The sequence below is a fragment of the Xanthomonas sp. 1678 genome (assembly GCF_031455575.1).
In the GTDB taxonomy this organism is placed as follows: domain Bacteria; phylum Pseudomonadota; class Gammaproteobacteria; order Xanthomonadales; family Xanthomonadaceae; genus Xanthomonas_A.
In genome coordinates this window covers 1-19,086 of the sequence record NZ_JAVDSZ010000006.1, presented here as the reverse complement: position 1 = coordinate 19,086, position 19,086 = coordinate 1, and the positions used below count along the sequence as shown (strand labels likewise).

The following is a 19,086-nucleotide window of genomic DNA, read 5'->3' as shown; positions in this document are numbered from 1 at the left end:
CGCCGCGCCGCGTCGGCGCGGCAGCGGAGTGCAGGGATTTTTCACGGTACGTCATGTGCGCTTCCTTCCACCCTGTTCCGATCCGCTCACGCTGGCAGCTTGAAGTCGGCGACCGAGCGCCGCAGGTCCGCTGCCAGTTCCGCCAGGCGCCCGATCGAGTCGGCGGTCTGGCCGGCGCCTTGCGAGGTCTGGCCGGTGATGCGACGGATCACGTCCATCGTCTGGGTGATGTCCGTCGCCGCCGCGGACTGCTGGTGCGCGGCGATGGAGATGTTCTTGATGAGGTTGTTCAAGGCGTTGGAGACGCGCTCGATCTCGGTCAGCGCGGTGCCGGCGTCCTCGGCCAGGCGCGCGCCGGACACCACTTCGGAGGTGGTCTGCTCCATCGAGCTGACCGCTTCGTTGGTATCGGCCTGAATCGTCTGCACCAGGCCTTCGATCCGGCGCGTGGCGCCGGAGGTGCGTTCGGCCAGGCGCTGCACTTCGTCGGCGACCAGCGCGAAACCGCGGCCGGCCTCGCCCGCCGAGGCGGCCTGCACCGCGGCGTTGAGCGCCAGGATGTTGGTCTGTTCGGAAATGTCGTTGATCAGTTCGACGATCGAGCCGATCTCCTGGGTCGATTCGCCCAGGCGCTTGATGCGCTTGGAGGTTTCCTGGATCTGGTCGCGGATCTGGTCCATGCCCTGGATGGTCTCGCGGACCACGCCGGCGCCCTCGGCGGCGATCACCACCGAGCGCTGCGCCACCTCGGCCGACTCGCTGGAGTTGCGCGAGACCTGTTCGATGCTGGCGGCAATTTCGTTGATGCGCTCGGACGCCGAACCGATCTGCTCGGCCTGGTGGCCGGCGGCCTCGGCCAACTGCAGCGCGGTGGCCTGGGTTTCCTCGGTGGAGATGGCGACCTTGGCCGAGGTGTCGTTGATGGTGGTGACCAGGTGACGCAGCTCGTCGACCGCGTAGTTGATCGCGTCGGCGATGGCACCGGTCATGTCCTCGGTGACCGAGGCCTTGACGGTCAGGTCGCCTTCGCCGAGCGAACTGATTTCGTCGAGCAGGCGCATGATCGCCTGCTGGTTGCGGCTGTTGAATTCGACCTGGGTCTGGTAGCGGATTTCCTGGTCGCGGGTGCGGCTGCGCACCGAAGTCCAGACGAAGCCGATGATCGACAGCAGCGCCAGCAGGCCGGACACCACGCCCAGCCAGAAATTCGGGAACAGGCGGGTGTCGCGCACCGAGCCGAACGCGGAGAACGCGTCGAACAGCTTCTTGCTGTCGTCGAGCATCTTGTCCGAGCCGGCGGTCAGCGCCGCGGCCGAGGACTGCGCGGCGAACAAACTGCGCGAGCTGGCCAGCAGCGCGTCCAGGTCCTTCTTCATTTCCGCCCACTGCGCCTGCGACTGCTCCAGCGCGCCCAGCGCGGCGGCGTTGCGCACCGGCGCGATGCCCAGTTCCTCGTTGCCGTTGCGCAGGCCTTCGAGCATCTGCCCGAACACCACCGAGTCGCGCGCCAGCGCGTCGCCAGCGCTGGCCGCGCCGCTGCCGCCCGCGCGCATCTCGGTGACGCGGCGGGCCATGGTGCCGGCCACCACCACCTGCTGCAGGGTGTTGTAGATCTGCGCGGCGGGGGCGCCGCCGACGGTCATCGCGCGCACCACTTCGTTGAGCTGCGCCTGCAGCTGCGGCACGCCGCCGACGAAGCGCTCGGCGTTGCCGGCCAGCGCCAGCACCGCCGGCTCGCTGTCCACCACCTGCTGCGCGTTCTTGCCCAGCGGGGTCCAGGTGCGGTTGAGCTCGGCCAGCGGGCCGGCGATGCCGGTCTCGTTGGCATAGCGCGCATTGAGTTCGGCGACCGTGCTCTCCACCCGCGCCTTGGTCTGCTTGAACTGCTTATAGGTGGCGGCGTTGCCGGACACCGCGTCGCGGCCCTGGTTGGCCAGCTGCTGCGACAGCACCTGCAGGTCGGCCGCGCCGGTGCTGGCGCCGGCCAGGCGATTGCCCTGCCAGGTGGCCACGCCGGTGTTGGCGCCGAACACGATCAGCGACAGTGCCAGCAGGCCCAGCCAGAAACTCGTCCCCATGCTGCCAAGCTTGTTGGCCTTGGGGGCGTCCGCTGCAGTACTCATGATTCGACCTCGATCTTCGATGCGAAGGCAGGCCGCGCGCTCAGGCGGCGGCTTGACGGAATTCGGGTGTACGCGACAGCAGCGACAGCGAGAACACGCCCCAGTCGTTGCTGTCGCCGCGGAACGCGCGGTCGACGAAGTGCGCGTAGCGGCCGTGGGCCAGCTCGCCGGGTTCCACCGCCTGCGACTCGGCGAAGCTGCGCTGGCCGAACAGTTCGTCGATGGTCAGCGCCACGTCGCCGCCACTCTGGCGCATGATCAGCACGCGCTGGCCTTCCAGCAGCGAGGTGCGCTGGCCTTCCATGAACTGCTTCAAATCGACCACCGGGAACAGGTTGCCGCGCAGGTTGCCCACGCCCAGCAGCCACGGCTGCGCGCCCGGCACCGGGGTGATCGGCGGCATGCGCACGATTTCCACCACCTCGCGGAAATCGGACACCAGATGGCGGTTGCCGACGCGGAAGCCGACCCCGCGCCAGATGTTCTCGTCGAACTCGCGCTCGGGCATCTGCACCGCGTGCGCCAGGCTGCGCCGCTCGTAGGCCTCGAGGATGTCGAAGGGCGAACGCACGTCAGCCGACCAATTGGTTGATGCGGGCGATCAGGTCGTCTTCGCGCGGCGGCTTGACGATGTAGTCGGTGGCGCCCTGGCGCATGCCCCAGACCTTGTCGGTCTCCATGCTCTTGGTGCTGATGATCAGCACCGGGATGTGCCGGGTGGCCTCGTCGCGCGACAGCGCGCGGGTGGCCTGGAAGCCGCTCATCCCCGGCAGCACCACGTCCATCAGCACCAGGCTGGGCGCCTGCTCGCGGACGATCTTCAGCCCGTCCTCGGCGTTGTCGGTGGCGAGCACCTCGTGCCCGGCCTTTTCCAGCCATTGCGTAAACACCGCCCGGTCGGTCGGTGAGTCCTCGATCAACAAGATTCGAGCCATGGTGCCTTTCCCCCTGGTCAGGCGTTGACGTACGTACGGATCGCGCCCAGCAGTTCTTCGCGTGTGAAGGGTTTGGTGAGGTACTGCTCGGAGCCGACGATGCGCCCGCGCGCCTTGTCGAACAGGCCGTCCTTGGAGGACAGCATGATCACCGGCGTCGCCTTGAACAGCTGGTTGCCCTTGATCAGCGCGCAGGTCTGATAGCCGTCCAGCCGCGGCATCATGATGTCCACGAAGATGATCTGCGGCTGCTGATCGGCGATCTTGGCCAAGGCCTCGAACCCGTCGGTGGCGGTGACCACCTCGCACCCCTCGCGCTTCAACAGCGTTTCGGCGGTACGGCGGATCGTCTTCGAGTCATCGATCACCATGACTCTCAGTCCTGCGAGTTCCCCACCCGCAGTCGTGTTTTCACTCATTCACTTGCCCCCCAGGCGCGCGACGCTTCATCGGATCCGACGTCGCTGCGAAACGACATGTATCCCAAGACCCGCTCAGACTGTCAAGGCCGTCGCCACGGCGCTGCGTTGGACCACTTTCCGGAGCCAACTATGTCACAGTTTGGCTGCCGCCGCAGGGTGCCGCGCGGCCCGGCGGCGGTGACCTTGCGCGCGCCCGGCGCCGACCCGCTACCATCCTCCGCTCAGTCCCCCAGGTGCCGCCATGTCGTTCGATGTCATCGTGGTGATGGATCCCATCGCCAGCATCAAGATTGCCAAAGACACTACCTTCGCGATGTTGCTGGAAGCGCAGCGCCGCGGCCACCGGCTGCACTACGTGCGCCCCGGCGGGCTGTCGCTGCGCGAGGGCCGCGCGCTGGCGCAGGCCGCGCCGCTGCAGGTGCGCGACGACAAGGCCGGCTGGTTCGAGCTGGGTGCGTTCGCCGAGCTGGCGTTCGGCACCGGCCAGGTGGTGCTGATGCGCAAGGACCCGCCGTTCGACTCGGAATTCCTGTACGACACCCATGTGCTGAGCGTGGCCCAGCGCGCCGGCGCCCAGGTCATCAACGACCCGCAGGGCCTGCGCGACTTCAACGAGAAGCTGGCCGCGCTGCTGTTCCCGCAGTGCTGCCCGCCGACCCTGGTCAGCCGCGACGCGGCGGCGCTGAAGGCGTTCGTGCTCGAGCACGGCCAGGCGGTGCTGAAGCCGCTGGACGGCATGGGCGGGCGTTCGATCTTCCGCAGCGGCACCGGCGACCCCAATCTCAACGTGATCCTGGAGACGCTGACCGACGGCGGCCGCAAGCTGGCCCTGGCGCAGCGCTTCATCCCCGACATCAGCGCCGGCGACAAGCGCATCCTGCTGGTCGACGGCGTACCGGTGGACTACTGCCTGGCGCGGATCCCGCAGGGCGACGAGTTCCGCGGCAACCTGGCCGCCGGCGGCCGCGGCGAAGGTCGCCCGCTGAGCGAGCGCGACCGCTGGATCGCCGGCCAGGTCGGCCCGGAGATGCAGCGGCGTGGCATGCGCTTCGTCGGCCTTGACGTGATCGGCGACTACCTGACCGAGGTCAACGTCACCAGCCCCACCTGCGTCCGTGAACTGGACGCGCAGTACGGGCTGAACATCGCCGGGCTGCTGTTCGACGCGATCGAGGCCTACCCGGCGCGATGAGCGCGGCCGCCGCGACGCCCGCGCCGCGCATCGGCGAGCGCGAACGGCTCAGCGCCACGCTGGTGCTGTCGTTGATCGTGCACGGCCTGCTGATCCTGGGGGTCGGCTTCGCGATCGACGACGACGCGCCGCTGGTACCGACCCTGGACGTGATCTTCAGCCAGACCAGCACCCCGCTGACGCCCAAGCAGGCCGACTTCCTGGCCCAGGCCAACCAGCAGGGCGGCGGCGACCACGACACCCCCCAACGCCCGCGCGACAGCCAGCCCGGGGTGGTGCCGCAGCAGCACGACGGCCTGGCGCCGCAGGCGCTGCGCGCGCAGACCGCGGCGGCGGCGCCGGAGCCGACCCCGCGCGTAGTCAGCAGCGCGCGCGGCGAACAGCCGCTGCCGGCGCCGCAGACCCAGCCGCGCACCGACGCCCCGACCCAGCCGGTGGACGCGCAACGCGAGCAGCGCGACGCGGAGATGGCGCGCCTGGCCGCCGAGGTGCACCTGCGCTCGGAGCAGTACGCCAAGCGCCCGAACCGCAAGTTCGTGTCCGCCAGCACCCGCGAATACGCCTACGCCAACTACCTGCGCGCCTGGGTCGACCGTGCCGAGCGGGTCGGCAACCTCAACTACCCCGACGAGGCGCGCCGTCAGCGGCTGGGCGGCCAGGTGGTGATCAGCGTCGGGGTCCGTCGCGACGGCAGCATCGAGAGCAGCCGCGTGCTGCGCTCCAGCGGCGTGCCGATGCTCGATGCCGCGGCGCTGCGGGTGGTGCAGCTGGCGCAACCGTTCCCGCCGCTGCCGCACACCGAAGACAACATCGACATCCTGCAGGTGACCCGCACCTGGGTGTTCCTGCCCGGCGGCACACTGCGCGACGATCGTTGAGCGGCGCGCTTCGCATCGGACGCGCACGCGCCGAGACTGCGACAAGCCCCTCTCCCACCGGGAGAGGGGTTGGGGTGAGGGTCCGGCCGCCACGGACCGCCTGGCGGCACCGAACATTTCCAGGCTTCGCCCGTACCCTCATCCGCCCCTTCGGGGCACCTTCTCCCGACGGGAGAAGGAACAGATCGAGCCCCTCTCCCGCCAGGAGAGGGGTTGGGGTGAGGGTACGTCGGCACCGATCGCCTGACGCAACCGAACTTCCCAGCCTTCCCCCGTACCCTCATCCGCCCCTTCGGGGCACCTTCTCCCGACGGGAGAAGGACAAGTCGAGCCCCTCTCCCACCGGGAGAGGGGTTGGGGTGAGGGTACGTCGGCACCGATCACCTGATGCAACCGAACTTCCAAGGCTTCGCCCATACCCTCATCCGCCCCTTCGGGGCACCTTCTCCCGCAGGGAGAAGGGACAGATCGAGCCCCTCTCCCGCTGGGAGAGGGGTTGGGGTGAGGGTACGTCGGCACCGACAGCCTGGCGTCGCCAAACTCCCCAGGCTTCGCCCGTACCCTCATCCGCCCCTGCGGGGCACCTTCTCCCGCAGGGAGAAGGGAGACGCAGGGCGCGCCGTGTGTCGGCAGGCGCCGCAGCAACCGCAGAGATAACGATTGGTGCCGCCGACATAACCACGCGGCATTTCTGAATAGGCGTCGCATTAAGGTTAATGGTGGCGGGGAACGTTACCGCGTACACCGCATCACCAAGGATGAGTGGATCGGAAGCCGGCGTGGTGCGTCCCCGCCCCCACCACCCGAGCCGCCTCCTCCATGAAAAAGCATTCCCTTCTTCGCAGGCCCGCCCTGCTCGCGCTGGCGCTGGGCGCCGCCCTCGCTGCGCCGCCCGCCCTGGCCCAGTCCACCACCGGCGCCGTCGCCGGTCAGGCGCCGGCCAACGCGCAACGCGTGCAGGTGCGCAGCGACAGCGGCCTCAGCCGCGAAGTCGCGGTCGATGCGCGCGGCCGCTACAGCATCGGCCAGTTGCCGCTGGGCACCTACACCATCGTCGCCAAGGGCGCCGACGACGCCGTGCTCGGCAGCCGCGAGGGCGTGGGCCTGACCGTCGGCGCGGTCACCGACGTCTCCTTCGCCGCGGTCACCAGCCTGACCGGGGTCAACGTCAGCGCCGACCGCGCCGCCGCGGCGATCGACGTCAGCAGCGTCGACTCGCGCACCGTGATCGACGCCGAACAGCTGCAGCGGCTGCCGCTGGGGCGCTCGGCCGAGGCGATCGCGCAGCTGGCGCCCGGCGTGTCCGGCAACAGCGGCAGCGGCACCTACATCGGCCCGACCGGCGCGCAGCTGCTCAGCTTCGGCGGCTCGTCGGCCGCCGAGAACGCCTATTACATCAACGGCTTCAACACCACCGACCCGCTACGCGGACTGGGCGGGCTGACCCTGCCCTACGGCAGCATCGACCAGTTGGAGGTCTACACCGGCGGCTACAGCGCCAAGTACGGCCGCTCCGATGGCGGCGTGATCAACGCGGTCGGCAAGCGCGGCAGCAACGAATGGCATTTCGGCGGCCAGGCGACCTGGGAACCCGACGGCCTGCGCACTTCGCAGAAGGACGTCTACGCGCCCGGCGACGGCACCCTGTACCGGCCGGACAGCAAGAGCAGCGCCACGCTCAGCACGCAGAGCGTGTACGCGGGCGGCCCGTTGCTCCAGGACAAGCTGTTCTTCTTCGGTTCCTACGAACTGCAGCGGCAGGACGGAGACAGGTTCTACGGTTCCCGGGAGAACAACACCGGCTACTACGACTACGACTACCGGCGGCCGAGCTGGTACGCCAAGCTCGACTGGAACATCAGCGACAACCAGTTGCTGGAGATCACCGGCGCCTCCAGCCGCTACATCACCCGCGGCAGCTACTACGACTACAGCGGCTACGACATCGGCGCGCGCCGCGGCAGCGCCGACACCACCAAGACCGGCGGCGACCTGTGGACCGCCAAGTACACCGGCTACCTCACCGACCGCCTGACCTTCAGCGCCCAGTACGGCAAGCAGCGCACCGACGACTACGTCGGCAACCCCAACTACAGCGGCGCGCTGACCTACGTCGACGACGCCGCGTTCCAGAACCCGGCCTACACCGGCGGCACCCCGATCACCAACGCACAGACCACCGCGCTGCTGGTCGATCCGGACCGCGGCAACCGCACCGACAACCTGCGCCTGGACCTGAACTACGTCATCGGCGAACACAGCATCACCATCGGCATCGACAACCAGAACGCGCGCGCGCTCAACCGCGGCTCGGTGGCCTCGGCCGATGGCTACCAGTGGATCTACGGCCAGTCCAATCCGAACGTACCGATCAACACCGGCCTCGGCGTGCCGGCCACCGGCGGCTACGCCAACGGCGAAGACGGCTACTACGTGCGCAGGTACGTCTACAGCGCGCTGGCCTCGGTCCGCGCGGCGCAGCGCGCGCAATACATCGAGGACAACTGGCAGGTGAGCGAGCGCTTCCTGCTCAGCCTCGGCCTGCGCCTGGACCAGTTCACCAACTACAACCGCGACGGCGACGCCTACATCAAGCAGACCAGCGGGCAGTGGGCGCCGCGCCTGGGCTTCAGCTGGGACGTCGACGGCGACGCGCGCTTCAAGGTGTACGGCAACGCCGGCCGCTATTACCTGGCGCTGCCGCTCAACCCGGCGTTCAATGCCGCCGGCGCGACGCTGGCGACCTCGACCTACTACACCTACGGCGGCATCGACGGCAACGGCTATCCGACCGACCTGACCCAGATCTCCGACGCGGTGTCCTCCAACAACAACTACGGCATCCTGCCCGATCCGAAGACCGTGGCCACGCAGGGCATCAAGCCCTCGTTCCAGGACGAGTTCATCCTAGGCTTCACCAAGGCCTGGGGCGATAGCTGGGTGTACGGCGCCAAGGCCACCTACCGCGTGCTGCGCAGCGGCGTGGACGACTACTGCGACAGCGACACCGTGTTCGCCGCCGCGGCGGCGCAAGGGCATGCGGTGACCCTGGCCAGCAACCCGGTCAGCTGCTGGCTGATCAATCCGGGCAAGTCCAACACCTTCACCCTGGTCGACACCTCGGGCAACTACGTCAGCGTGCCGCTGAGCAATGCCGAACTCGGCTTTCCCAAGTTCAAGCGCAACTACTACGGGCTCAACCTGTCGCTGGAGCACCCGTTCGACCAGCGCTGGTACGGCCGCGTCGACTACACCTGGTCGCGCAGCTACGGCACCACCGAGGGCCAGCTGCTGTCGGGCATCGGCCAGACCGCCGTCTCCACCACCCAGGCCTGGGACTACGCGCAGCTGATGGAACACACCAACGGCCCGCAGAGCAACGACCACACCCACCAGTTCAAGTTCTACGGCTATTACCAGTTCACGCCCGAATGGCTGGTGTCGGCCAACCTCAAACTGATGTCCGGCACGCCGTTCAGTGCGCTCGGCTCGTACGGCGCCGACCAGAGCGATCCGTCCGGCTACGGCATCGCCTACCACTACTACCAGGGCGAAGCGGCCCCTCCGGGCAGCCAGGGCCGCCTGCCGTGGCTGAAGCAGCTCGATCTAGGCGTGTCGTGGCGGCCGGCGTACGCGGATCACAAGCTGGCCTTCAACCTGGACGTGTTCAACGCCTTCAACGGCCAGGCCACGCTGTGGAAGTACCCGTATTCGGAAACGGACCCGGGCAACAGCGATCCCGTGTACGGCGCGGCGTTGCTGCGCCAGGCACCGCGCTCGATGCGGTTGAGCGTCAGCTACGACTACTGACCGCGCTGGCGGTGTGCGGGAGGGCCGGCCAGGGACGGCCGGCCTTCCCTGCCCGCTGCTATTCCGCTGCGCTGGCCTGGTGCAGGCGATCGGCCAGCGCGACGATCTCCGCCGCATCCTGCACGCGCGCGCGCCAGGCGGCGGGGATGCCGTCGATGCCGTAGAACGCGCCGGCAAGCTGGCCGCAGATCGCCGCGGTGGTATCGGCGTCGTCGCCGAGATTGGCTGCACGCAAGACCGCATCGGCGAAACTGTCGGTCGTCGCGAAACACCACAGCGCCGCCGACAGGGCGTCGACCACATAGCCGGTGCCGCGGATGTGCGCCGCCGGCACCGTAGCGTGGTCGCGCACCGCCAGTGCGCGCAGCGCCGGCGTCTCCAACGCCACATCCTGCGCGTGCAGCACCTGCGTCCGATTGCCGCCAACAAGCGCGGTGCGCAACTGCAAGGCAAACAGCCGGCAGGCATCCAGCGCCTCGGCGGCGGCATGCGTGGTGCGCGAACTGTCCGCCGCGCGTTCGGCCAGCACTTCGGGGCGATGCGCGTAGTACATCGCCACCGGCGCCAGCCGCATCAGCGAGCCGTTGCCGGCCGAGCGCGGATCGTCGCTGCCGCTAAAGGCCCCTTCCCCTTCCAGGTAGCGCTCCAGCGCCTGGCGCACGGTGTTGCCGATGTCGAAGCAGGCGCCGGTGCTGCTGAGGTAGCCATGGCGGTACCAGTTGCAATAGCGGTTCATCTGGTCCGCGGCATCGAAGCCTTCGCGGTACAGCAGGCTGTGCGCCAGGCACAGCGCCATCGAGGTGTCGTCGGTCCACTGCCCCGGCTGCAGATCGAACGGACCGCCGCCGATCATGTCGTCGATCGGCACAAAGCTGCCCGGCGCCTTGAATTCCAGCGTGGTCCCCAGCGCATCGCCCACGGCCAGGCCCAGCAGGCAGCCGCGGAAACGCGCGCGCTCGTCTTCGGCCGTGGTCATCGCGCGGCGCGCTGCGCCTGCTGCTCGGCCAGGGTCAGCGCGACGTTGTCGCGCAGGTAGGCCGGTTCGGCGCGTTCCGGGGCGATCGCTTCGCTGCGCGCATAGGCGGCCAGCGCCAGGGTCAGCACGTCGGCGGCATGCGGCAGCGCCTGCGCATCGACGCTGCGCAACTGCGCGCCCAGGCGCCGCTGCAACGTGCCGTCGATCGCCGCCAGCCCGGTGCCGACGCCGTGCCAGTGCGCGTCTGCATCGGGCAGCACGAACGCGTCCGGCACCAGCACCTGCTCCGGCGTCAGCGCGTGCAGGCCGTCGGCGTCGCGCACGAAGGTCGCCGCGTAGATTTCGCCCATGCGCGCATCGATCGCGGCCAGCACGTGCGGTGCGTCGGCCGGCGCGCGCAAGGCCAGCGCGTGCAGGGTGGACACCGGCAGCACCGGCAGGTCCAGCGCCAGCGCGATGCCCTGCGCCAGCGCGATCGCCAGGCGCACGCCGGTGAACGCGCCGGGGCCGCGGCCGAAGGCGATCGCATCGAGTTGGCTGCGGGCGATGCCGGCCTCGGCCAGCAACTGCTCGGCCCACGGCAGCGCCAGCTCGGCATGCCGGCGCGGCGCGAGTTCGAAACGCTCCAGGACCTTGCCATCGACATGCACGGCGACGGAGAGGGCTTCTGTGGCGGTTTCGAAGGCGAGGATGTTCATTGGGGGCCGGGACTGGGGACTCGGGACTGGGGACCCGGAAAGGCGGAAAGCCTAGCATCCATCGCCTCATCGGCACCTGGACGAGCGCACATCCGGAGGCTCCCAGACCGAAGGCCGTGGCGGCGAGCGAACATCAGCGCGCCTCCGCTTCTTCGAGTCCCGAGTCCCCGGTCCCGAGTCCCGACGCTTCGAGTCCCGAGTCCCCAGTCCCGAGTCCCGAGGCAAAAAACGCCCGCACCTCCTCCACATCGCGGGTCCGCGCGAACGGCGGCAGCGACTCCAGGAAGGTACGGCCGTAGGACTTGGACAGCAGCCGCGGGTCGCACAGCACCAGCACGCCGCGGTCGGTCTCGCTGCGGATCAGCCGGCCCACGCCCTGCTTCAGCGCGATCACCGCCTGCGGCAGCTGTTCGTCGCGGAACGGGTTGCCGCCGTCGCGGCGGATCGCGTCCAGCCGCGCTTCGAACACCGGATCGTCCGGGGCGGCGAACGGCAGCTTGTCGATCACCACCACGCTCAGCGCGTCGCCGACCACGTCCACGCCTTCGCGGAAGCTGGCCGAGCCGAGCAGCACGCCGTTGCCGGACTCGCGGAAGCGTTGCAGCAAGGTCGCGCGCGGCGCCTCGCCCTGCACGAACAGCGGCCACGGCACGTCGCGCAGCGCCTCGGCGGCCTCGCGCAGCGCGCGGTGCGAGGCGAAGAGCAGGAAGGCACGGCCCTGCGAAGCCTGCAACACCGGATGCAGCGCGGCGATCAGCGCGGTGCCGAAGCCGCGCGCGTTCGGGTCCGGCAGCGCCGGCAGGTAGCACAGCGCCTGCCGCGCCCAGTCGAACGGACTGGGCTGCAGCAAGGTCATCGGATCGCTCAGCCCCAGGCGCGTGGCGATGTGCTCGAAATCGCCCTTCACCGCCAGTGTCGCCGAGGTGAACACCCAGGCCGCGTGCGATTTCTCGCGATGCATGCGCAGCGGGCCGGACACGTCCAGCGGCGTGCGCTGGCAGCGGAAGCCGCGCGCGCTCAGTTCGTACCACAGCACGTCGTTGGACGGCGGCGCCGGCTCGGCCTCGAAATCCGGGATCGGCGCATCGTCGCCGAGCCAGTGGCCCAGCCGCGCGCGCATCTCCTGCGCGCGCGCGGCGCAGGCGTCGAAGCCGGGCGAGGCCTCGCGCAGCACCGCCAGGCTCTCCTGCAGCCGCGCCAGTTCCGCCAGCAGCGCGTCGAAGCCGTCGCGCACCTGCGGCTTGGCCAGCAAGCGCCATTGCGTGCCGCGGGTGGGCAGCCCTTCCATCGCGGCGCGCAGTTCGCGCAAGGCCTGTTCCAGCGCCTGCACCGGCGCCTGCAGGCTGGCCAGCGCGCCGGCGACGTGGCGGCTCTCGGCCAGGCAGTCGCGCGCCAGTTCCTGCAGCGGGCGCATGCCGAAGCTCTCGCCGAAGAAGTTCGCCGCCAGTTCCGGCAGCTGGTGCGCCTCGTCGATGACGAAGGCCTGCGCGCCGGGCAGGATCTCGCCGAAGCCCTCCTGCTTCAGCGCCAGGTCGGCCAGCAGCAGATGGTGGTTGACCACCACCACGTCGGCGGCCTGCGCGCGCTGCCGCGCCTGCACCACGAAGCACTCGCTCCAGAACGGGCATTCGGTGCCGAGGCAGTTGTCCATCGTCGAGGTGACCATCGGCAGCAACGGCGAATCGTCGGGCAGCGCCTCCAGTTCGGCGATGTCGCCGAAACGGGTGCGCCCGCCCCAGGCGACGATGCGCTGGAACTGCGCGATCTGCTCGCGCGCGGTGAAGCGCGGCTCGCCCTTGGCCTGCTCCAGCCGGTACTTGCACAGATAGTTGGCGCGGCCCTTCAGCAGCGCGCTGTTGAGGCCCACACCCAGCGCCGCGCGCACCCGCGGCAGGTCGCGGTGGTAGAGCTGGTCCTGCAGCGCGCGGGTGCCGGTGGAGACGATGGTCTTCAATCCCGACAGCAGCGCCGGCACCAGGTAGGCATAGGTCTTGCCGGTGCCGGTCCCGGCCTCGGCCAGCAACACGTCGCGCTGCTCGAACGCCTCGGCGATGGCCGCGGTCAAGCGCAACTGCGCCGCGCGCGGCACGAACGCATCGAGCTGGCGGGCAAGCGCACCGCCTTCGCTGAGCGCTTCGGTGCTGGCGTGGCTGAGGGACATTGGGGGGCGGGATTGGGGATTCGGGATTGGGGATTCGCAAAAGCGGCGCGTCGGTTCGCTAACTACGCGTGCGCGCCGAAGATGGAGGGCACCACAGCGATACGGATCATCCGCAACAACTGGTCAGCCGCGGCTTTTACCGAATCCCCAATCCCGAATCCCAAATCCCGGCTCTGGATCAATACCGCTTCACCCCCGCCACCGTGCAACGTTCGATCTGCGCATGCGCGGACGCCGCGTTCTCCTTCTGCCCGCGGGCCAGGCGCGATTGCTCGATCGTGGCCCAGTGCCGGCGGCACAGCGGGCCGGTCTGCGAGCCCAGGTCGATGGCGCGCTTGGCGAAGGCCTCGGCCTGTGCGTCGTCCTTCAGCAGCAAGGCCAGTTCGGCGCGGTCCTGCAGCAGCGCCGGGTCTTCCGGCACCAGTTGCAGGGCCTGGTCCAGTGCCGCCGCGGCGCCGGCCAGGTCGCCGGCCGCGCGTTTGCGCTTGGCGCCGTCGCGCAGGTCCTCGACCTGCGGATCGCGCAGCGGCTGCACGCTCAGTTCGGTGTCGTCGACGCCGCCGCTGGCTTCGATCGCGGCGACGCGCTGTGCCGGCGTGGTGGTGTCCACCGGCGGCGGTGGCGGCGGTGGCGGCGCGCTGACGCAGGAGGCCAGCAGCAGGCTGAGGGCGGCGATGGCGGGGGCGTATCGGGTCATGGCAGGCATCCGTGGATCATTGCGCTGGCGGTGTGGACGCCGCGTCGGCGGGCGGCGTTTCCTTCTTCTTGTCCAGGCCGAACCAGCTGCGCCAGCCGCCGCCCTGGCCCTGGCCCTGGCTCTCGCCGTCGGCCGGTTGCCCCTCCTCGGGCAGCGCCTGCGGCGGCGCGCATGGCGCGTACGCCGGGGCGAAGCCGACCACGAACGGGAACTGGCGCGCGCCGGGGCAACCGGGGTCGGTGCTGTTGCTGCCGGCCGGGTCCATCCACTGCCAGTCGATGCCCTTGCCCTGCACCTTCAGCGGCGAGCTCGGCAGCCGCGCGAAGATGCCCGACCACACCCGCATCGCGCCGGTGGCGCCGTACAGGCCGGTCTGCTTGTTCTGGTCATTGCCGATCCAGATCACCGCCAGGTGATCGCCGGTGTAGCCGGCGTACCAGCTGTCCACCCCATCGTTGCTGGTGCCGGTCTTGCCGGCCGGGGACAGCTTGCCCAGGCCGTCGCCGAGCAGCTGCCGCGCAGTGCCGTTGCTGACCACCTGCTGCAGCGCCAGCCCGACCAGGTTGGCGGCGACCGAATCGCCTTCCTGCGCCGGCGCCGGCGCCTTGTCGTAACGCTTGAGCAGCTTGCCCTGCGGATCGAGCACACCGCGCACCGCGTGCAGCGGCTGGATCTCGCCGCCGGAAGCGAGGAACTGGTACAGCTGGGTCATCGCGTACGGGCTCTGGTCGGTCGCGCCCAGGATCAGCGAGGGATTGACCTCGGCCTCGAGCCCGGCCAGCACCTTGACCAGCTGCGCCACCCGCTCCGGCCCGACCTGCATGCCGATCCGCACCGTGGCCTGGTTGTACGAATGCGCCAGCGCATCGACCAGGCGCACCGTGCCGTGGCTGCGGTTGTCCGAATTGCCCGGGGTCCAGCGCTTGCCGCGGCTGAGCTGCACCGTCACCGGCGAATCGTCGACCCAACTGGCCAGCGAATAGCGGTCCGGCTGCGCCAGCGCCAGCAGGTACACGAACGGCTTGAGCAGCGAGCCGACCTGGCGCTGCGCTTCGATCGCGCGGTTGAAGCCGGGCTGCGACACGTCGCGGCTGCCGACCACCGCCAGCACGTCGCCGTTGTGGGTATCGGTCAGCACCAGGCCGGCCTGCAGCGGCGGCCGCTTCTTGTTGCTCTCCAGCGATTTGAGGGTGCGGGTCACCGCGCCTTCGGCATAGGCCTGCGCCGACGGCGACATGCCGGTCAGCACGCTCAGCCCGGCGCCCTGCAGCGCGCTTTCCGGGTAGTCGCGCGCCAGCTGGCGGCGCACCAGGTCCACGTACGCCGGGAAGCGGTTGGCCGCGACCAGCCCCGGATTGGCCGGCACGCCCAGCGGCGCGGCCAGCGCCTGGCGGTAGGTGGGCTCGTCGATCAGTTCGCTCTGGCGCAGCTTGCCGAGCACGAAATTGCGCCGGTCCAGCGCGCGCTCGGGATAGCGGCGCGGATCGTAGTAGGACGGTCCCTTGACCAGGCCGATCAGCAGCGCCACCTGTTCCGGCGGCAGCGCGTCCAGCTCGCGCCCGAACCAGAATTCCGCGCCCGAGGCCACGCCGTGGATCGCCTGGCTGCCGCGCTGGCCCAGGTACACCTGGTTCAGATAGGCCTCCAGGATGGTGCGCTTGTCGTAGCGCGCCTCCATGATCAGCGCGTACAGGATCTCGTTGAACTTGCGGGTGAGCGTCTGCTCCTTGCCGATGCCGAGCAGGCCGCTGCGCGCCAGCTGCTGGGTCAGGGTGCTGGCGCCCTGCCGGCTCTTGCCGCCGGAGCGCACCATCACCCATGCCGCGCGCACCATGCCGCTGAGGTCGATGCCGTGGTGGTAGTTGAAGTCGCGGTCTTCCACCGCCTGCAATCCGGTGACCAGCAGCTCGGGCACTTCGTCCACCCGCACCAGCCGCCGCTCTTCCTGCTTCTGCCCGTACAACGTGGCGATGCGCGCCGGATCCAGCCGTGCGGCGGTCAGCGACTTGCGCGTCTGCGCATCGCGCAGCGCCGCCACGCGGCCGCCGGACAGGCTCACTTCCACCCGCTTGGGCGCGACCCGGCCGTCCACGTCGACGTAGCCGCGGCTGGCGATGACGAAGCGGTTGCCGTCCTGCTGGTAGCTGCCGGGGCGCTGCGCGCCGGCGTCCTCGCGGTAGCTGGCCGCGTCCAGTTCGGTCTTCAGCGTCTGCGCGTCCATCGCCGTGTCCGGCGCCAGCGCCAGCGGCCGTGCGTAGACCCGGGTCGGAATCTGCCAGCGCAGTTCGCCGAAGCGCTGCGTCACCTGCTTGTTCAGATAGACCGTGTACGGGATCAGGAAGCCCAGGCCCAGCGCGGCCGCGGCCAGCCCCCAGGTGAGCAGGCGCCGGCGCCAGGGCGAGGCGCCGCTGTCGAGATCGTCGGTGTCCTGATCGTCGGTGTCGTTGTCGTCGTAGCGTCGTGGCACGGGGATGCGAGAATGTAAATTCCGGCGAGTCTAGCGCAGGCCAGCAGGCAGCGCGGCGCGGGTCCCCTTTTGTTTAAGCTGGAGTTGCAACGGATGTCGATGTCCTGGGCGAACCTGCGCTACGCCCTGAACCGCCTGACCGGCCTGCTCCGGCGCGGCCTGGCCAGCCTGCGCACGCGCGGCTGGCGCAGCACCTGGCAGCGCCTGCGTGTGCATGCGCAGCCGTTGCCGCCGCCGCGGCGCGCGCTGTTCGCGGTCGCGCCGCGGCCGTTCGCGCCATTCGCGGTGCCGGCCAGCGACGCGCCGCTGGCGAGCATCGTGATCCCGGTCTACAACCACATCGCGCACACCCTGGCCTGCCTGCGCGCGCTGGCCGCGCACCCGCCGGCGGCGGCCTGCGAGATCCTGGTGATCGACGACGGCAGCAGCGACGAGACCGTGCAGTGGCTACCGCAGATCCAGGGCCTGCACTACCACGTGCGCAGCCAGAACGGCGGCTTCATCGCCACCTGCAACGACGGCGCGGCGCGCGCGCGCGGCAAGTACCTGGTGTTCCTCAACAACGACACGGTGCCGCAGCCGGGCTGGCTGGACGCCCTGCTGGACACCTTCGCGCAGGTGCCGCAGGCCGGCCTGGTCACCGCGCAACTGCTGTACCCGGACGGGCGCCTGCAGGAAGCCGGCGGCGTGGTCTTCGCCGACGGCAGCGCCTGGAGCTACGGCCGCTTCGAATCGCCGGACGACCCGCGCTACGCCTACCTGCGCGACATCGACTACGGCGCCGGCGCGGCGCTGGCGATCGAACGCGCACGCTTCCTGGCGCTGGGCGGCTTCGACACGCGCTACATGCCGGCCTACTACGAAGACACCGACCTCGCCTTCGCCGTGCGCGACGCTGGACTGCGCACCCTGCTGCAGCCGGCGAGCCAGGTGGTGCACGACGAAGGCACCAGCAACGGCACCGATACCGGCAGCGGGATCAAGGCCTACCAGGTGCGCAACCGCGGCGTGTTCGCCGACAAATGGGCCGGCGTGCTGGCGCAGCAGCCGGCGCCGGGTACCACGCCGACACCGGCGCTGTTGCACCGGCACCAGCGCCAGGTACTGATCATCGACGAGGCGCTGCCGCAACCGGACCGCGACTCGGCCTCGCTGCGCCAGCTCAACCTGATCCGTCTGCTGCTGCAGGAAGGCGCGCACGTGGTGCTGGTGCCCAGCGGCCGCGAATACGCCAGCCGCCACAGCGAGGCGCTGCAGCGGCTCGGCGTGGAGGTGTGGTACGCGCCGTACCTGAAGAGCCTGAGCGGATTCCTGCAGGAGCATGGCGCGCGCTTCCACGCCGTGCTGCTGGTGCGTCATCACGTCGCCCACGCCTGCCTGCCGCTGCTGCGCCGCTTCGCGCCGCAGGCGCGGCGGCTGTTCGACACCGTCGACCTGCACTACCTGCGCGAGCGCCGCGGCGCCGAGCTGGCCGGCGACGCGCGCCTGCTGCGCGAGGCCGAACGCACCCGCGCGCGCGAACTGGAGGTGATGGCCCAGGTCGATGTCACCGTGCTGGTCAGCGAGGTCGAACGCGCGCAGTTGCAGCGCGAAGCGCCGCAGGTGCGCACCGCGCTGATCTCCAACCTGCACGAGGTCGCCGGACCGGGCCTGCCGTGGGCGCAGCGCCGCGACCTGGTGTTCGTCGGCGGCTTCCGCCATGCGCCCAACGTCGACGCGATGCGCTGGTTCCTGCAGGAGGTGTTTCCGCCGCTGCGCGCGCTGCTGCCGGAACTGCGCTTCCACTGCATCGGCGCCGACATGCCCGAGGACATCCGCCGCCTCGGCGCGGCCACGCCCGGGGTGGAGCTGCTCGGCCACGTACCGGACATCGTCCCGTACATGGACGACATCCGCATCGCGGTGGCGCCGCTGCGCTTCGGCGCCGGGGTCAAGGGCAAGGTCAACCTGAGCATGGCCCACGGCCAGCCGGTGGTGGCCACCCCGTGCGCGGTGGAAGGCATGCACCTGCGCCACGGCGAAGACGTGCTGATCGCCGAAACCGCACCGCAGTTCGTCGCCGCGCTGGCGCAGTTGTACACCGACGAGGCGCTGTGGAACACGCTGGCGGGCAATGGCCTGCGCAACATCGCCACCCACTTCTCGCTGGATGCCGCACGCGCCACGGTGCGACAGGTGTTTCTCGACTAGGGCTTTGTGGAGTTGGCGGCCGCTGCCGGCAGCGCAGATGCAGCGGCTCGGAGCGGCCCGAATGACCGATCGCCGCCCAGCCGTATCGCGTCGGGGCTGAAGCCCCTCCCACAGTGCACTCGACAAGCTCGCCGCAAGTCCCCTGTAGGAGCGGCTTCAGCCGCGATGAGCGAAGCCGAAAACTACCAAGGCCTCGCCTACTGTCAGGGCTAAGCCCTTTTACAGTGCACCCGGCAAGCTCGCCGCAAGCCCGTGCAGGAGCGGCTTCAGCCGCGACGAACGAAGCCGGAAACTACGACAGCTGCGACCACTGCCGGGGCTGAGCTCTTCCTACAGTGCACCCAGCACGCTGGCCGCGAGCCTCTTGTGGGAGCGACTTCAGTCGCGACGAGCGAAGTTCGGAACTGCCACGGCGTCGGCCACTGCCCTGACTTGAGCCCCCCCTACAGTGCACCCAGCACGCTGGCCGCGAGCCTCTTGTGGGAGCGACTTCAGTCGCGACGAGCGAAGTTCGGAACTGCCACGGCGTCGGCCACT

13 protein-coding genes are annotated in these 19,086 nt (G+C 69.9%); 4 read left to right on the top strand and 9 right to left on the bottom strand.

Annotation, left to right across the window (positions count from 1 at the left end):
* Positions 1-86 precede the first annotated feature (86 nt).
* From J2Y70_RS12250 to pilG, 4 genes are read right to left on the bottom strand one after another with little or no spacing between them, the layout of a single operon-like run.
* Positions 87-2,123, bottom strand: a complete 2,037-nt coding sequence (locus J2Y70_RS12250) for a methyl-accepting chemotaxis protein (protein ID WP_309917782.1) — start codon at positions 2,121-2,123, stop codon at positions 87-89.
* A 40-nt stretch (positions 2,124-2,163) separates the two neighbouring features.
* Positions 2,164-2,694 carry a chemotaxis protein CheW gene (locus J2Y70_RS12245; protein ID WP_309917779.1) on the bottom strand — a complete coding sequence of 177 codons (531 nt, stop codon included), beginning with the start codon at positions 2,692-2,694 and terminating at the stop codon, positions 2,164-2,166.
* A gap of 1 nt (position 2,695) precedes the next feature.
* Positions 2,696-3,058 (bottom strand): PleD family two-component system response regulator, encoded by a 363-nt coding sequence (locus J2Y70_RS12240; RefSeq protein WP_263395363.1) that lies wholly within the window; start codon positions 3,056-3,058, stop codon positions 2,696-2,698.
* A gap of 17 nt (positions 3,059-3,075) precedes the next feature.
* Entirely contained in the window at positions 3,076-3,477 is a 402-nt protein-coding gene (gene pilG, locus J2Y70_RS12235) for a twitching motility response regulator PilG (RefSeq protein ID WP_003472648.1), read from the bottom strand.
* Between the two features lie 244 nt (positions 3,478-3,721).
* On the opposite strand from pilG, the gene gshB reads away from it, so the two are divergent.
* The 3 genes from gshB to J2Y70_RS12220 all read left to right on the top strand — a co-directional run bounded on the left by gshB (position 3,722) and on the right by J2Y70_RS12220 (position 9,360).
* Complete coding sequence (gshB, locus tag J2Y70_RS12230; RefSeq protein ID WP_263395364.1) at positions 3,722-4,672, top strand: glutathione synthase; 951 nt, start codon at positions 3,722-3,724, stop codon at positions 4,670-4,672.
* Entirely contained in the window at positions 4,669-5,550 is an 882-nt protein-coding gene (locus J2Y70_RS12225; protein ID WP_263395365.1) for an energy transducer TonB, read from the top strand. The genes gshB and J2Y70_RS12225 overlap by 4 nt, the downstream gene beginning before the upstream one ends.
* 819 nt (positions 5,551-6,369) lie before the next feature.
* Positions 6,370-9,360 (top strand): TonB-dependent receptor, encoded by a 2,991-nt coding sequence (locus tag J2Y70_RS12220; RefSeq protein ID WP_309917773.1) that lies wholly within the window; start codon positions 6,370-6,372, stop codon positions 9,358-9,360.
* Positions 9,361-9,418: 58 nt separating this feature from the next.
* Here J2Y70_RS12220 and J2Y70_RS12215 read toward each other — a convergent pair whose 3' ends face one another.
* From J2Y70_RS12215 to mrcB, 5 genes are all read right to left on the bottom strand, one after another.
* Positions 9,419-10,336, bottom strand: a complete 918-nt coding sequence (locus tag J2Y70_RS12215) for an ADP-ribosylglycohydrolase family protein (RefSeq protein ID WP_309917770.1) — start codon at positions 10,334-10,336, stop codon at positions 9,419-9,421.
* A complete protein-coding gene (tsaB, locus tag J2Y70_RS12210; RefSeq protein WP_309917767.1) occupies positions 10,333-11,034 on the bottom strand; it encodes a tRNA (adenosine(37)-N6)-threonylcarbamoyltransferase complex dimerization subunit type 1 TsaB in 702 nt (233 codons plus the stop codon). Before tsaB ends, J2Y70_RS12215 begins: the two co-directional genes overlap by 4 nt.
* A 133-nt stretch (positions 11,035-11,167) precedes the next feature.
* Positions 11,168-13,195 carry an ATP-dependent DNA helicase gene (locus J2Y70_RS12205; protein ID WP_309917764.1) on the bottom strand — a complete coding sequence of 676 codons (2,028 nt, stop codon included), beginning with the start codon at positions 13,193-13,195 and terminating at the stop codon, positions 11,168-11,170.
* A 178-nt stretch (positions 13,196-13,373) separates the two neighbouring features.
* Entirely contained in the window at positions 13,374-13,892 is a 519-nt protein-coding gene (locus J2Y70_RS12200; RefSeq protein WP_263395370.1) for a tetratricopeptide repeat protein, read from the bottom strand.
* Between the two features lie 16 nt (positions 13,893-13,908).
* Complete coding sequence (mrcB, locus tag J2Y70_RS12195) at positions 13,909-16,359, bottom strand: penicillin-binding protein 1B (protein WP_309917760.1); 2,451 nt, start codon at positions 16,357-16,359, stop codon at positions 13,909-13,911.
* A 93-nt stretch (positions 16,360-16,452) separates the two neighbouring features.
* Here mrcB and J2Y70_RS12190 point away from each other — a divergent pair, with 93 nt between their 5' ends.
* Positions 16,453-18,549 carry a glycosyltransferase gene (locus tag J2Y70_RS12190; protein ID WP_309917758.1) on the top strand — a complete coding sequence of 699 codons (2,097 nt, stop codon included), beginning with the start codon at positions 16,453-16,455 and terminating at the stop codon, positions 18,547-18,549.
* The last annotated feature ends 537 nt before the right edge of the window (positions 18,550-19,086 follow it).